Annotated in this window: 15 protein-coding genes, 1 pseudogene and 1 riboswitch; of the genes and pseudogenes, 10 read left to right on the forward strand and 6 right to left on the reverse strand. The window is 60.3% G+C overall.

All coding sequences use genetic code 11. The annotated features are described in order from the left end of the window. The first annotated feature begins 47 nt into the window (after window positions 1-47). Window positions 48-219, forward strand: a riboswitch (yybP-ykoY riboswitch). 42 nt (window positions 220-261) lie between these two features. The 3 genes from ACNA0I_RS08875 to ACNA0I_RS08885 all read left to right on the forward strand — a co-directional run bounded on the left by ACNA0I_RS08875 (window position 262) and on the right by ACNA0I_RS08885 (window position 3,167). Then, window positions 262-1,251, forward strand: coding sequence for a sodium:calcium antiporter (locus ACNA0I_RS08875; protein WP_415805716.1), 990 nt, complete (start codon window positions 262-264; stop codon window positions 1,249-1,251). 414 nt (window positions 1,252-1,665) lie between these two features. After that, a complete protein-coding gene (locus ACNA0I_RS08880; RefSeq protein WP_415805717.1) occupies window positions 1,666-2,022 on the forward strand; it encodes a hypothetical protein in 357 nt (118 codons plus the stop codon). A gap of 260 nt (window positions 2,023-2,282) precedes the next feature. Beyond that, on the forward strand, window positions 2,283-3,167 hold the full coding sequence (locus ACNA0I_RS08885; protein ID WP_415805718.1) for a cytochrome c oxidase assembly protein: 885 nt from the start codon (window positions 2,283-2,285) through the stop codon (window positions 3,165-3,167). A 33-nt stretch (window positions 3,168-3,200) separates the two neighbouring features. Here ACNA0I_RS08885 and galU read toward each other — a convergent pair whose 3' ends face one another. After that, entirely contained in the window at window positions 3,201-4,040 is an 840-nt protein-coding gene (gene galU, locus ACNA0I_RS08890) for a UTP--glucose-1-phosphate uridylyltransferase GalU (RefSeq protein WP_415805719.1), read from the reverse strand. 69 nt (window positions 4,041-4,109) lie between these two features. Between galU and ACNA0I_RS08895 the strand changes: the two genes are divergently transcribed. Continuing rightward, window positions 4,110-5,624, forward strand: coding sequence for a M48 family metalloprotease (locus ACNA0I_RS08895; protein WP_415805720.1), 1,515 nt, complete (start codon window positions 4,110-4,112; stop codon window positions 5,622-5,624). Between the two features lie 69 nt (window positions 5,625-5,693). Here ACNA0I_RS08895 and ACNA0I_RS08900 read toward each other — a convergent pair whose 3' ends face one another. From ACNA0I_RS08900 to ACNA0I_RS08915, 4 genes and pseudogenes are all read right to left on the reverse strand, one after another. After that, window positions 5,694-6,794, reverse strand: a complete 1,101-nt coding sequence (locus tag ACNA0I_RS08900; RefSeq protein WP_415805721.1) for a YheT family hydrolase — start codon at window positions 6,792-6,794, stop codon at window positions 5,694-5,696. Window positions 6,795-6,808: 14 nt separating this feature from the next. Then, window positions 6,809-7,231 carry a YybH family protein gene (locus ACNA0I_RS08905; protein ID WP_094820004.1) on the reverse strand — a complete coding sequence of 141 codons (423 nt, stop codon included), beginning with the start codon at window positions 7,229-7,231 and terminating at the stop codon, window positions 6,809-6,811. Between the two features lie 39 nt (window positions 7,232-7,270). After that, on the reverse strand, window positions 7,271-7,483 hold the full coding sequence (locus ACNA0I_RS08910; RefSeq protein ID WP_094820005.1) for a zinc-finger domain-containing protein: 213 nt from the start codon (window positions 7,481-7,483) through the stop codon (window positions 7,271-7,273). 82 nt (window positions 7,484-7,565) lie between these two features. Next, window positions 7,566-7,667: pseudogene (locus ACNA0I_RS08915) on the reverse strand (branched chain amino acid aminotransferase); the annotation flags it as partial. 244 nt (window positions 7,668-7,911) lie between these two features. On the opposite strand from ACNA0I_RS08915, the gene ACNA0I_RS08920 reads away from it, so the two are divergent. From ACNA0I_RS08920 to ACNA0I_RS08930, 3 genes are all read left to right on the forward strand, one after another. Further along, window positions 7,912-8,583, forward strand: a complete 672-nt coding sequence (locus ACNA0I_RS08920) for an AzlC family ABC transporter permease (RefSeq protein ID WP_415805803.1) — start codon at window positions 7,912-7,914, stop codon at window positions 8,581-8,583. After that, window positions 8,580-8,915 carry an AzlD domain-containing protein gene (locus tag ACNA0I_RS08925; protein WP_415805722.1) on the forward strand — a complete coding sequence of 112 codons (336 nt, stop codon included), beginning with the start codon at window positions 8,580-8,582 and terminating at the stop codon, window positions 8,913-8,915. The genes ACNA0I_RS08920 and ACNA0I_RS08925 overlap by 4 nt, the downstream gene beginning before the upstream one ends. Before the next feature lie 148 nt (window positions 8,916-9,063). Further along, window positions 9,064-10,506 (forward strand): DEAD/DEAH box helicase, encoded by a 1,443-nt coding sequence (locus ACNA0I_RS08930; protein ID WP_415805723.1) that lies wholly within the window; start codon window positions 9,064-9,066, stop codon window positions 10,504-10,506. 26 nt (window positions 10,507-10,532) lie between these two features. Here the strand turns inward: ACNA0I_RS08930 and ACNA0I_RS08935 are convergent, their stop codons facing one another. Then, the gene (locus ACNA0I_RS08935) at window positions 10,533-10,919 is read right to left on the reverse strand and encodes a thioredoxin family protein (protein ID WP_415805724.1); all 387 of its coding nucleotides are present in this window, start codon (window positions 10,917-10,919) and stop codon (window positions 10,533-10,535) included. 64 nt (window positions 10,920-10,983) lie between these two features. Between ACNA0I_RS08935 and ACNA0I_RS08940 the strand changes: the two genes are divergently transcribed. From ACNA0I_RS08940 to ACNA0I_RS08950, 3 genes are all read left to right on the forward strand, one after another. Continuing rightward, window positions 10,984-11,787 carry an EI24 domain-containing protein gene (locus ACNA0I_RS08940; protein ID WP_415805725.1) on the forward strand — a complete coding sequence of 268 codons (804 nt, stop codon included), beginning with the start codon at window positions 10,984-10,986 and terminating at the stop codon, window positions 11,785-11,787. A 75-nt stretch (window positions 11,788-11,862) separates the two neighbouring features. Further along, window positions 11,863-12,660, forward strand: coding sequence for a competence/damage-inducible protein A (locus ACNA0I_RS08945; protein ID WP_415805726.1), 798 nt, complete (start codon window positions 11,863-11,865; stop codon window positions 12,658-12,660). A gap of 206 nt (window positions 12,661-12,866) precedes the next feature. Then, the gene (locus ACNA0I_RS08950) at window positions 12,867-13,736 is read left to right on the forward strand and encodes an IclR family transcriptional regulator (protein WP_415805727.1); all 870 of its coding nucleotides are present in this window, start codon (window positions 12,867-12,869) and stop codon (window positions 13,734-13,736) included. The last annotated feature ends 7 nt before the right edge of the window (window positions 13,737-13,743 follow it).

The following is a 13,743-nucleotide window of genomic DNA, read 5'->3' on the forward strand; positions in this document are numbered from 1 at the left end:
GTCATCCTTGTGCAACGTGCATCGTTGGAGCGGCTGCTACAATCCTGCCCACTGTCATTGGGGAGTAGCCATCCTTTGATCCCCAAAGGAGTCAGCGTCAACAGACTTGGTGGTCTTGACCCCCATGGCGCTGACGGCTCCCGAGCTGCGGCCTTGCGCGCGGCCGGATCAGCCAGGCGAGACCTTTGGCCGCAGTGCGTTCACCTTGCCGGGCGAGCCGCATTGTCGCGCCATTGGTATCTGCTCGTCCGGCTGTGCATCATGTTTCTCACCCTGTTGCTGTTTTTCCTCTCTGCGCTGGTTATCTATTTTGCCTGCGAGTATTTCGTCAACGGTATCGAGTGGGTAGGTCATAGACTGAACCTGGGCGCGACTGCGACCGGCACCGTGCTCGCTGCGTTCGGCACCGCTTTGCCCGAAAGCGCCGTCACGTTCATGGCCGTGGTGTTCGGCTCCTCTCCAGAGCAAAAAGACATAGGCGTCGGCGCCGCCATGGGCGGGCCGCTGGTGTTGGCCACCCTGGCGTATGCTGTGGTTGGCCTGACCCTGTGGCGAGCACGGCGCACTGACTGCATCAACGCCGATCAACCCAGGCTGGCACGCGACCAGGCGTGGTTCATGGGCGTGTTTGTCTTCAAGGTCGGATTGGGGCTCCTCGTGTTTGCCTGGAAACCCTGGCTAGCCCTGCTGTTTGTCGGGGTATATGCGCTTTATGTCAAACGCGAGTTGTCCAACGACGAGGCCTGTCTGGACTGCGAGGATCTCGAGCCGTTGAAACTGCGGCCCAGCGACCAGAACCCCTCCATGGCTTGGGCCTGTGTGCAAACCGTCCTGGCACTTGCCGTGATTGCGGGTGCGTCCCACGTGTTTGTGAATCAGATTGAGTTGTTGGGCATCGCATTTGGCGCCTCTGCGCATCTGGCCGCATTGCTGCTGGCGCCTGTGGCGACCGAGTTGCCCGAGATCATGAACGCCTTGATCTGGGTACGCCAGGGCAAAGAACGCCTCGCTTTGGCCAACATCTCGGGCGCCATGATGATCCAGGCCACCATTCCCAGCGCCTTGGGTATCGCCATGACGCCGTGGTTGCTTGATGCCCCATTATTGATGGCAGGCCTGCTGACCTTGGCTTCCATTTCGATACTGTGGATACGTTTTCGCCGCGCCAGCATGAGCGTTACCGGCCTGGCTGGCGTAGGCGGCTTGTATGGGGTGTTTGTGCTGTATCTGGCCTGGCATTTTTGGGCTTGATTTTGGGAACCCGAAAATCGGCCTGCGCCGGAAAGACCGGCATGGCTTGAAAGCGAGCCGTTGACACAATTTCGGGAAAACCCTTGTTATCGAGTCGAAGTTCGCGTAAAATCAACCTGTTTACATCATTCGGAGTTGTTCTGTGAATACCGATTCCGGCGACAGTAGTCGATCTTGCATCGACGTCGCTGCCTGACAGGATCTCCGCAGAATCTCCTTCTGCCGCATCCTGCCAGTGCAGGGTGCGGTTATGACAACCAGTTCTTGGTTGTCACATCCCCACCAAACCGCCAGAACCGCCGCTGTCTTATCGCAGCCTGCGTAGCCGCGCCTCGTTTGTGCGTCTAGCGTATGGCCGCTGGATAGGCGCGTGCGTATTCGTTTGAACGCTCCGAGCTTTATCGGGAGGCTGCCATGCGTTTATTTGATCTGTTCATGCGCCGCGCTGGTGTGGACCGCGCCAGCTCGCTCCATCGCCGTCACGGTACGTCGCGATTGACCATCGTGTGTCCGCGCGATGCCTTGGGTGCCGTACGCAAGCAAGTCTGTCTGGACTTTGGTGCGGCCGGGCTCGACGTTGCCCAATTCCAAATCGACTCCAGCCGCGACGCCGACTACGCGTCTGCGTGCATTACCGTTAATTGTCCCCCCGAGCTCCGTGCCGAGCTCATGTCGCAGGCTCGCCGCTTGCAGGCCAACCCTGCCGTTCGCCACGTGCATTTTGGCGCATCGGCCAACCCGACCAACGTCGCCGCTGTCGCGACGGCGTGATCATCCGAGGCAGCGCTGCAACGGCGCTGCCTTTCTCAAGCCAGCCTGTTTCTTCATCAACTTGCCGCAGAGCTCACCCAGTTCTGCAAAATCCNCGCGGCCGTAGTCACGCAAACCCGTTTGTACGGCCTCGTACCATCGGCAAAATCAAGTCGCCGTAGCGGGTTGAACCGGAGGCGCTATCGTTTTCGCGTACATCCCAAAGGCGCAGAACGGTCTCCCTTACAATGAACGCATCGTCGGGCTCAACGGATCTTGGCATGGATAGTTTAGGCTGGCTCGTTCCATGGGAATTTTCCCCCACCTTGGTGGCCGCATTCGTGGCCGCCATCGTGTTGTTCTTGCGCGGCCAGCGCGTACATCGTGTCACCAAAGCCCGCCAGTTTCTATTCTGGGCCGGCATGGTGTTGCTCTACCTATCCCTGCACACGCGGGTCGACTACTACGCCGAGCGTATGTTCTTCATACATCGTATACAGCACCTGGTCCTGCATCATCTGGGGCCGCTGCTGGTGATGGCCGCCTTCCCTGGTTCCGTCATGCGGGCGGGCTTACCTCTGGCTTGGCGAGTACGCTTGCGCGGTTTCCTGCGCACGGCCAGCGGCCGTCTCATCGTCGCCGTATTGACCAACAAGTACTTCGTTCCGGCGCTCTTTGTCTTTCTCGTCCTGATCTGGCTGATCCCGTCCGTCCAGTTTTATTCCATGCTGGATTGGCGTTTATACCGTCTGATGAATTGGTCCGTCGTCATCAGCGGGTTCATGTATTGGAACCTGATCCTGGATCGCCGCCCCAGCCCGCCCGCCGCCATGAGCCCTGGCGGCCGCGTGATTTCCCCCGTCCTGACCATGGCCCCCCAAATGGTCGCCGGCGCTGTCATTGCCTTCACCGAGTCCGACATCTACCCCTTGTTCGAACTCTGTGGCCGCGCCATCGCCATGTCCGCCCAAACCGACCAAACTATCGGCGGCCTGACCATGTGGATACCCGCTGCCCTGGTGGAGGTCTTTGGCCTGATGGTCGCGCTAGGCACCTTGATGCGCCTCTCTGGCAAAGGCCGCCTTCGCCCCGAAGACCGCCAAGCTCGCGCCCGGCAACGCCAATCCGCACAAGTCCAGCCGGACAAATCGGTCATCACCCCTTGATTCATGCCAAGGGGCTCATTCCCCTGTGCGCCGCTATGTATCAGTCAGCCCGTGATACTTCCGTCCCAACGCCACGGTCGCCTGAAACATTCCCTCCTTGTTTCCGCAGTCATACCGCTGCCCTTCGTACCGATGCGCCCAGACCGAACACTCACCCAGCATCGACGCAATGCCATCTGTCAGCTGGATTTCATTATTCGCGCCGGCCTGCGTCGCTCTGAGATGAGCGAAGATTTCCGCTTCAAGCACATAACGCCCCACCACGGCAAGCGTTGATGGCGCTTCCTCCGGAGTGGGTTTCTCGACTATGCGCGTAATCCGGGCCGTACGGTGATCTAGCGCGCGGGTCCCCACGATGCCATATTTGCCGGTGTCTGCGCGAGGGACATCCTGCACGGCCACCACGCTGGCATTCTGGGCATAGGCCGTGTCGATGAGCTGCTTCAAAACAGGCGTCTCCGCATCGATCAGGTCGTCGGCCAGTAGTACTGCAAAAGGCTCGTTGCCCACCGCCGGTGCGGCCGTAAGCACCGCATGGCCCAGCCCCAGCGGCGCCGATTGCCGGATGTAGAGGCAATTGATGTGGGCTGGCAAAATACTTCGCACCATGTCCAGCAACTCGTCTTTACCCTTGCGCGCCAACTCGGCCTCGAGTTCCGGGGCCGAATCGAAATGGTCTTCGATCGCGCGTTTATTGCGGCCCGTAACGAAAATCAAGTCGGTGATTCCGGCGGCCAATGCTTCTTCGACGGCGTACTGAATTAATGGTTTGTCGACGACAGGCAACATTTCTTTGGGCATTGCCTTGGTGGCCGGCAGAAAACGCGTACCCATTCCCGCAACGGGGAATACGGCCTTGCGAATCGGGCGCATGAGAGAGAACCTCAATAGAAAATTGAACGATCTGCCAAAACTTTTGCTGGCGATCGCTATCATATTGCCATGAACCGCAGTTATTCGATAATTTCGACATCAATGGTGAAGCGCTGCCTGGCCGGCGCCCTCAGTTTGAGCTTGGTCATGCCTTTTGCGCCTGCCAGCGCTCAGCCTGTGGGCCTGCCGTCCATGGGCGCGGCTTCGTCGGCAGACTTGTCGCCCGCGCTGGAGCGCCAACTCGGCGAGGCGATCATGGCGCAGGGCAGGCGCGACCCTACCTACATCAACGATCCCGAAGTCACTCAATACCTGACGACCATGGGGCGCAAGCTGGCGTCCTTTGCCCCTGGAGCGGTGCCTGACGTCGAAATGTTCGGCGTGCGAGACCCCCAGATCAACGCCTTTGCCATGCCAGGCGGGTTCATCGGCGTCAACAGCGGGTTGATTGTCGAGTCTACCAGCGAGGCCGAACTGGCGTCGGTGTTGGCCCACGAAATCGGACACGTGGTGCAGCGCCATATTGCGCGCGGCATGACGCAGCAAAGCCAGAGCGGTGTCGTCATGATGGCCAGTCTGGCTGCAGCATTGCTGGCCGCCCTGGCCGGCGGAGGCGGCAATCTGGCCATGGGTGTGGCCGCCTTCGGGCAGGCTGCCGCGATCAATCAACAGCTGGGTTTTTCGCGCGATGCCGAGCGCGAAGCAGACCGGGCTGGATTTGTCATGCTGACCAAGGCAGGTTATGACCCCCAGGGCATGGTGCGCATGTTTTCGCGCCTGATGGGCGCATCGCGTTTGAATGAAGGGACGGGCGGTGGCGCCTGGGCCAGTACTCACCCCTTGTCGATCGAGCGGATGTCTGACGTACAGAACCGGGCTCGCAGCTTGCCGTCCGAAAATTACGCAGATAGTGACGATTACTGGTACATCCGGGCAAAAATGCGGGTGATCCAGGGGCGCGATGCCGTCAGTTTGCGTACGGCGAATCAAGTATTGCAGGATGAGGCCGCCAGATTGACCGGCGTACGGCAGTCGGCGGCAAATTATGGTCTGGCCTTGCAGGCGTTTCAGCGCAATAACCTGGACGATGCCCAGAATTTTCTCAATCAGGCCGAGGCCGGTGGGCGGAGCGCCCCGCAGTTGGCACGACTCGGCATCGACCTTGCCGCGGCCCGCAAAGACAATGCGCAAGCTTTGCAGTTGGCATCTGCGGCCGTCAAGCGCTGGCCGCAGCAGCGTGCGCTAGGCATCGCCTACGCCCAGGCCCTGCAGGGCGTAGGCCGTCATGCCGATGCGCAGGCGTATTTGCGTCAACGCATCAATCAATGGGGTGATGACGAGCCTGGCCTGTATCAGATGTTGGCAAACAGCGAGGAGCGCAACGGCCAACCCGTGCAGGCGCGCCGCGATATGGCTCGGTACTATGTGTTGACAGGGGCCTATGCCTCGGCAGAATCTCAGCTGCAGCAAGCACGTGGCATGTCCAAGGATTTTTACGAGCAATCGCAAATCGATGTGCAGATCCGGGAGGTCAAAGACAGATTGGCCGAAGAGCGCGATCTGCTGGAGCGATTCAAGAGTTGATCGCGCAGTGAGAATGCGGCAATCCACAGAGGAATCGATCCCGCAGGAGATTCGATTCCTCTGGCAGATTCACTGCCCCGTTTCGAAAAAACGTCCCAGCCGTTGTGGCAACCACCCCAGGTGCGCCGGAAATGCGCCCGTCGGAAAGCCGGCATGGCCGCCTTCGGCGGGTTGGTGCAGCAACACCTGATTCGAGCACTCGCGCGGCATGGGCAGCGCGCTTTCCGGCAAGAAAGGATCATTGCGCGCGTTCAGCACTAATGTGGGAACGGCAATGCTGGCCAGCCAGGGCTTGCTGGAGGCGCGCGTCCAATAATCCAGGGCGTTGCGAAATCCGTGCATCGGCGCCGTGTACGCATCATCGAAATCGCGCAAATCGCGCGCATGCGCAATACGCATGACGTCGATGGCGCCGGGAAAACGCCTGGCCTTTTCCAGGACCTTATGTTTCATGGTCTTGAGAAAATAGGCACTGTAGACCCGGCGGTTGAACACGCCGCGGGACAAGGCGGTGCCGCCCGCGACCAGATCCAGCGGGACCGAGACGCCTGCACACGCAGCGAGCCAGGACATCTGTTCCTGCTGCTCGCCGAGAAATTTCAAGAGGGCATTGCCCCCCAGTGATACCCCGACCGCATGCCAGCGCGCATGCGGAATGCGTGCCCGAACCGTATCCAGCATGAAACCGACTTCGGCGGAATCCCCGGAATAATAAGCGCGCGCCAATCGATTCGGTGTGCCAGAGCAACCCCGAAAATGCGCAATCGCCACGATCCAGCCGCGCGCCCGGAAATGATGCGCAATGGATTGTGCGTAGCGGCTGGTGCTGCCGCCCTCCAGGCCATGAAACAACAGCAACGCAGGCGTGTCGGGAGTTTGCGGCAGAGATAGCCAATCCGCCTCCGTCATCCAGCGCGCCGCCGCGGTCTTGCCGGTCACCACCGGCGCGGCATTGGCGATGGCTTGGCCATCTGCGCTTTTATGGGGGAACAGCCCCGGGCCGGTCCAATCAATATCGATAAAGTCGGTGTCCGGGGTGTCCACGCGTTGCCTGACAAAAGCGATGCTGTGGTGTTGCGCGAGCAGCGCGGCATAGATCGTCTGACTATGACGATCAGGCAACCAGGCTGGGACTGGGCAGGGCGAGGTGTCGAGTCGGGCGATGGACACGCGAGCTATCCGCCTTAATGCAGTCGGTCGGGCACGTCGTGCAGATCCAGTACCCCGGCATCGGCGGGCGCCGGCGAGGCATGGTGCACGACCATGCGCCAACCGGTTGGGCCTTTGTGATAGATGTTGGTGGCGTAGCAGTGAGCGTATTGCGTGCCCCCGCGCGTGCGTACCGACACTTGCTCGACCAGCGTATGTATCGAACACATCATGCTTTGCATGATCTGCGGCCGCAGCGGCCGGATATGCAACGGCCCAGCAGCCAATGTCTGTTGCCAGGACTCGTGCACAGCCGTATGGCCGACCGCACGCAAGCCACCTGGGTGAATGCAGATGATTTCTTCGTCGTCGGCCCAGATTTGCATGAGTCGGGCGGTATCAGCTTGCTCGAGCGCTTCGTAAAACGCTTGTTCGGCTTCTTCTGGCGTGGCGAACATGGGGGCGGTGTTGGGCTGGCAGGTGAGGGCAGTAGGGGTTCAGTGACCGTGGACGACCGTGCCGGGCTTGAGCCGGTACTCGGCGCCACAGTAGGCACAGCGAGCCGAGCCTGTGTGCGTCACATCGAGGAAAACGCGAGGATGCATGCTCCAGAGCGGGGCTTTCGGGCCAGGGCAATAGACGGGCAGGTCCTCGGCTCCGACTTCGATGGTTTCGTGTGCGTGCGCAGCGGCAGGGGCGGCAGCGGTCATTATGGTTCCTGAAAAAAAGAGATGCTAAAGATGTAAGGCTTCAGGCTGGAGTCAGCCAGTGCGCATGGTTGGGATCGCGCCCGCCGGAATACAGGGAATGCGTCAGAACCTGCGTCGCGGCGTCGCGCCACGGGACAAGTTTGCCGTCGTACCAGATGAAACCGTCGCGATCTGCCATCGACATGGTGTTCCCCTTTCAAGTGGCGCCTATTGTATCAAGCGGCAGAGGTACAATGCCGCGTTTCAGTGCCAAGCTTGTTGCTGCCTGCAACTTGGTGCCGCGCCGCACAGGCTGGCGTGCGTGAGTTTGTCTTTGATGAGTTCCATGCCGTTCAGTTCCATCCGCCAGGGGGCACGCCGTGCCTGTTGATTCTGCCCACGATCTTCAACAGATCCGGCAGGAGCGCATTGCGGCGTTCCGCCAAGGGATACGTGCCATCGTCCCGGCGCTGATCGCCACGGGAACATGGGGGATGGTGACTGGCGTGGCCATGGTCAAATCCGGTTTGACCGAGTCCATGGCCCTGGCCATGACGCTGCTCTTGTATGCCGGATCGGCTCAACTGACGTCTTTGCCGCTGATCGCCGCTGGCGCGCCGCTATGGCTGATTTTCATGGCAGGCTGCGTGGTGAATTTGCGCTTTATTATTTTCGGCGCCGCCTTGCATCCGTATTTCCGTCATTTGTCCTGGCCCCGGCGCCTGGGGCTGGGATATTTCACGACCGATATGGGGTTCGTGCTGTTCATGCCTCGTTATGGCGACGCTGCCGAGCGCGGCACACGCGAACAGCTCTGGTTTTTCCTCGGCACGATTGCGCCGGGCTGGATCGTGTGGCAATCATCTTCCATCGTCGGCATCTATCTGGGCGGTATGGTGCCCTCAAACTGGTCGCTGGATTTCGCGGCGGTATTGGCGCTGCTGGCCATTACGATCCCTTTGGCCAATTCCAAGCCGATGCTGATCTCGATGCTGGCGGCGGGGTTGGTGGCCTGGGTGGGGCAGTTGTTCCCTCTGCGTCTGGGGCTGGCTGCAGCGGTGATCTGTGGGATTGTGGCCGGTATGCTGGCTGAGCGTTTCCTCCAAAAAGGGCGAGCATGACCTTCTGGCCGTCCGAGATTTACGTTTATTCCGCCATTCTGTTGCTGACGTTTTGCAGCGTGTTGACCCGGGCGGGTTTCATGCTGTTTGGCGATTACATTCCCTTGCCCGATGGCGTCCGGCGCGCCCTGCGCTATGCGCCTGCCGCCGCATTGACGGCCATTCTGGTACCGGATTTGCTGCCCTGGAGGGCCGATACCGGGCCGGCTTTCGACTATAGACTGGTGGCCGCCATGGTGGGCATCATCGTTTTCCTGCGCAGTCGCAGCGCGGTGCTGGTCATCGTGACGGGGATGGTCACCTTGTGGGGCTTGCGCTGGCTTGCCAGTTGACGCGATGCGGGCGCGCATGACTTCGATATAGGTGCCGATGTCTGGTAGTATGCACGGTTGCGCTAAAATAAAGTTATCCACAGCAATCCGGGCATAGCAGCATTTCTCGTTTTGTTCTTTTTCGTAGCCCCGGCATCTGCCCATCCTGATGACTGACTCTACCCATTCCGCAGCCCCTACCTCCGACGCTTCTTCTATCCCGACTTTTGCCGAGTTCGGGCTGCATCCCCAACTGCTCCAGTCGGTTGCCGACACCGGATACACCACGCCTACGCCGATTCAGGCCCAGGCGTTGCCGGCGGTTATCGCTGGACGCGATGTCATGGGGGCGGCTCAAACCGGTACGGGCAAGACCGCAGCGTTCACGCTGCCGATTTTGCACCGCCTGATGCCGTTGGCTAACAGCAGTGCTTCGCCGGCCCGTCACCCTGTCCGAGCCCTGATTTTGGCTCCCACGCGTGAGCTCGCCGATCAGGTCTACGAGAGCGTCAAACGGTACAGCAAGCACACGCCGTTGCGTTGCGCGGTGGTCTTTGGCGGTGTCGATATCGGGCCTCAAAAAGAGGCGCTGCGCCGGGGATGCGAGGTGCTGGTCGCAACGCCTGGCCGTTTGCTGGATCACGTCGAACAAAAAACCGTCAACCTCAGCCAAGTCGGCATTCTCGTCCTGGACGAGGCCGATCGCATGTTGGACATGGGCTTTTTGCCGGATCTGGACCGCATCGTCCGTTTGCTGCCCGCGCAACGGCAGGGGTTGCTGTTTTCGGCGACGTTTAGCAACGAAATCCGCAAACTGGGCCGTACCTATCTGAATCAGCCGGTGGAAATCGAGGTCGCAGCGCGCAATGCCACGGCCGATACGGTGAGTCAGATTGCGTACGAGATGCCCAGTGACGCCAAGCGCGCCGCGGTGGTGCATCTGGTCAAATCGCGTGGCCTGAAACAGGTTATCGTATTTTCGAATACCAAAATCGGCACGGCCCGCCTGGCCCGTGAGCTGGAGCGCGACGGTGTGCGCGCCGAGTCTATCCACGGCGACAAGAGCCAAGCCGATCGCATGAAGGCCCTCGAGGCCTTCAAGGCCGGCGAACTCGAGGTCCTCGTGGCGACTGACGTGGCTGCGCGCGGTCTGGATGTGGCGGGGGTTCCCTGCGTTATCAACTATGACCTGCCTCACAACGCCGAGGATTATGTGCACCGTATCGGCCGTACGGGCCGCGCGGGCGCCTCGGGCGAGGCCATTGCCTTGTTCACGCCGGATGAGGTGCGTTATTTGCAGGACATCGAGAAACTGACCAAACGTCCGGTGCCTCGAGGCAAGCTCGAGGTTCCTCAGGAACTGGTGGTACGCAGCCATACGCGCGACAGCCATTCCCGCAGCCGCGATCGTCGTGGGAATTCTTCGTCCTCTTCCTATACGTCGCCGCGTCAGCCCGTCGACGATTTCTTCTACAAGCCCTATCAGCCTTCGGCGGCGCCTTTACAGGCGGGAGAGTCAAAGTCTGAATCGCGGGCCAACACGCCAAAGCGTCAAGTGGGTGTGCTGTTGGGGGGCGGTGGGCGCAAGGCTGACGATAGCGGCGCGTCCTGATAGCCGCGGCATGCGTCCGTTCTTGGCTATTCCCGCAATAACGCCATGACGTCGGGTAATTGCGTGGGTACCGTTGGGCTGTCAGGAGTCAGGCTTTCCAGCAGGCGTTCCAGGTGACCGATGTGCGGCAGCATGGGGCCGTAGAACAAGGTTCGTGATCCGCGTTGCACCAGCAGCGTAGGGAAATTCTCGACATCTTCGTCGCCGAGCAGGTCGGGGTGGTCCTCGATATCGATCCAGGCATAGACGCGCTCAGGTTGGCTGTCCGACAGGGCGGCCAGCTTGGGGCGGTATTGCGTGCAGGTGTCGCACCAGGCGGCACAGAAACAGGCGATGAGCCAGGTTTCGTCTGTGCCTGATTGCAGGGCAGTGCGCAGGGCAGAGGTGTCGGGTCCGGGTACGAGCAAAGGCATGGCAATGAAAACGAAGCGTGTTTGAGACTATGATACCCGGCATGTCTATTAACGGGTTCGCGACATGATTCCTCCTCGCCCCGAGTCTGCTGTCTCGTCTTCTGTTCGTACCGCTGCCGTGGGAACCGCGGGTGTTGCCCAGGCGTTCAAGCGCGCCCTGGTATCGCAATGCCATCCCAATATGTTGTTCGCGATACTGCTGCCCTTTGTGATCGCCTTGTTGGGGGCCTTGCTGCTGTTGTGGCTGTTTTGGACGCCGCTGACCGACTGGCTGGATATGCAGGCGTCGCAATGGCAGTTTATTAACGATGCGGATGCCTGGTTGATCGGTATCGGCCTGTTTTCGCTCAAGCTGTACCTGGTTCCGATTATCGCGGTGGTGATCTTGCTGCCCGTCTCGGGGATCTTGGGGTTGGCCATTGCGGCGATCTTTGTGATGCCGCTGGTGCTGCGGCACGTGAGCGCTCGCGAGTACGTAGGAGTCTCTCGTCAGGGGCGAAACGCCACCGCCTATAGCGTGTGGAACGCTATCTGGGTCAGTTGCGTGTTTGCCGCGGGCTGGTTGCTGACCTTGCCGTTTTGGTTGATTCCGCCCGTGGGGGTGGTGCTGTCGGTGTTCTGGTGGGCTTTTGCGTTCTCGCGCATGATGCGGGTCGACGCGATTGTGGAACACGCCAGCCCCCAGGAACGCCGCGTTCTGCTCGAGCGGCACAACCTCGGGTTCTGGACGATAGGCCTGATTTGCGCGTTGTTGAATCTGCTGCCGCCGGCCTGGATCATATTGCCTGTGTACGCAGGATTGGTGAATGCCCATTATGGGTTGGAAGCCCTGCGGCGCTTGCGTGACGAGCGTGTCATCGAGGCCTGATCCTGCTGTAGCTATCCCCTTGAGGGTTTTCCTGTTTCTCCCTGGCATCCATGCCGAGGTTTTTCGAGGCGATTAATGACTCAATCCTCCTCCGTCTCTCGTCGCATCCGTTTGATTGTCGTGGGCGACGAGATTCTGTCTGGCCGTCGCCAGGACAAGCATTTCGCTAAAGTGATCGAACTATTGTCGGCGCGCGGCATGCGATTGTCGGGGGCGGAGTTTCTGCCCGATGACCGCGAGACCCTGACGGCCGCGTTGCGCCGTAGTTTTGCATCGGATGACATCGTCCTGTCTTGCGGCGGTATCGGCGCAACGCCCGACGATCACACCCGGCAGGCAGCCGCGGCAGCGCTGGATCTGCCGTTGGCACTGCATCCCGAGGCAGAGGTAGCGATTACGCAGCGCGTGGCGGAAATGGCGGCCGAGGGTAAAGCACCCGCCGATATGGCTGCCGAGGAAAATCAGCAGCGCCTGCAAATGGGGATGTTTCCCCAGGGCTGTGAAATTGTGCCCAATCCCTACAACCGGATTCCTGGCTTCTTTATTCACGAGCACACGTTTTTGCCTGGTTTTCCCGTCATGGCGTGGCCGATGCTCGAATGGACGCTGGATACCCGCTATCAGGCGCTGCATCACGCTCAAGCGCATGTGGAGCATTCATTCCTGGCCTTTGGCTTGCCCGAATCCCGCATCGCTCCTGTGATGCAGGCGTTGCAATTGCGCTGGACGGGCGTGAGCGCGTTCAGTCTGCCCAGCGTGGGCGAAACGCCTCATCTGGAACTGGGCGTCAAGGGGAACCCCGACGAGGCGGCGGACGCACTGGCGTACCTCCGTGAGGAAGTCTTGCGCCTGGGCGGGCGGCTGTCTCCCTAGGGGATCTTGAGCGGGACGTGCGGCCCCGCATATCGAGCGGCTGTTCCCTGTCGTGTGCCGGCATTCGCAGGGCCACGGCATAAGGGAGTTGCCAAAACCCGCTCAAAATTTCACAATACGGGAAAGACATTAATGCTGCGCTGCCGCATTAATATATACCCAGGGGCTGTTTTGCTGCCCCGCCTCTATTGACTGTGACTACTGCCATGTCTGTTACTGCGTCGGGTTCCGATAGCGAACGGCCTTCGGGTCAGTCGCCAATTGCTATTCAGGTTATCGAGCGCGCCATGCGCCTGCTCGATGCTTTGGCTGCCCATTCGGATCCTGTCACACTAAAAGAGCTGTCTGCGACGACGGGTTTGCACGCATCCACCGCCCACCGGATCCTGAACGACCTCGTGGTGGGCCGCTACGTCGAGCGTGTGGACAACGGCTTGTACCAGCTGGGTATGCGCTTGCTGGAACTCGGTTCCCTGGTCAAAGGCCGCTTAAACGTCCGGGAGGCGGCGATTTCGCAGATGCGCTCCTTGCACAAACTGACTGGCCAGACCATTAACCTGTCGGTCCAGCAAGGCGACGAGATCGTTTATATCGACCGGGCATGGAGCGAGCGCTCGGGGATGCAGGTGGTGCGCGCCATTGGCGGCCGCGCGCCTTTGCATTTGACCTCCACCGGCAAACTCTTTCTGTCGACGATCGATAACCGGCAAGTACGTGCGTATGCACTGCGTACCGGGTTGGCTGGCCATACCCGCAACAGTCTCACTGATATTGACCGTCTGGAACGCGAACTGGCGCTGGTGCGGCGCCATGGCTATGCCCGCGATAACGAAGAACTCGAACTCGGCGTGCGATGTATTGCAGCCGGTATTTTTGACGATACCGGCAAATTGGTCGCCGGCCTGTCGATTTCTGCCCCCGCCGAGCGTTTGCAAGACGAGTGGATTCAGCTCCTGGTCGAGTCCGCCCGTATCATTTCTGAGGCGCTGGGCTATGAGCCCGTGGTGGCTGGCAACGCCAACGGGAGCGGTAATGCCATTGGCAAAGGCTTATCGCCGCATCTGGCGCGCGTATAGGCATCGC

Origin of the sequence: Bordetella muralis (assembly GCF_965139205.1) — a bacterium.
Lineage (GTDB): Bacteria > Pseudomonadota > Gammaproteobacteria > Burkholderiales > Burkholderiaceae_B > Bordetella_A > Bordetella_A muralis.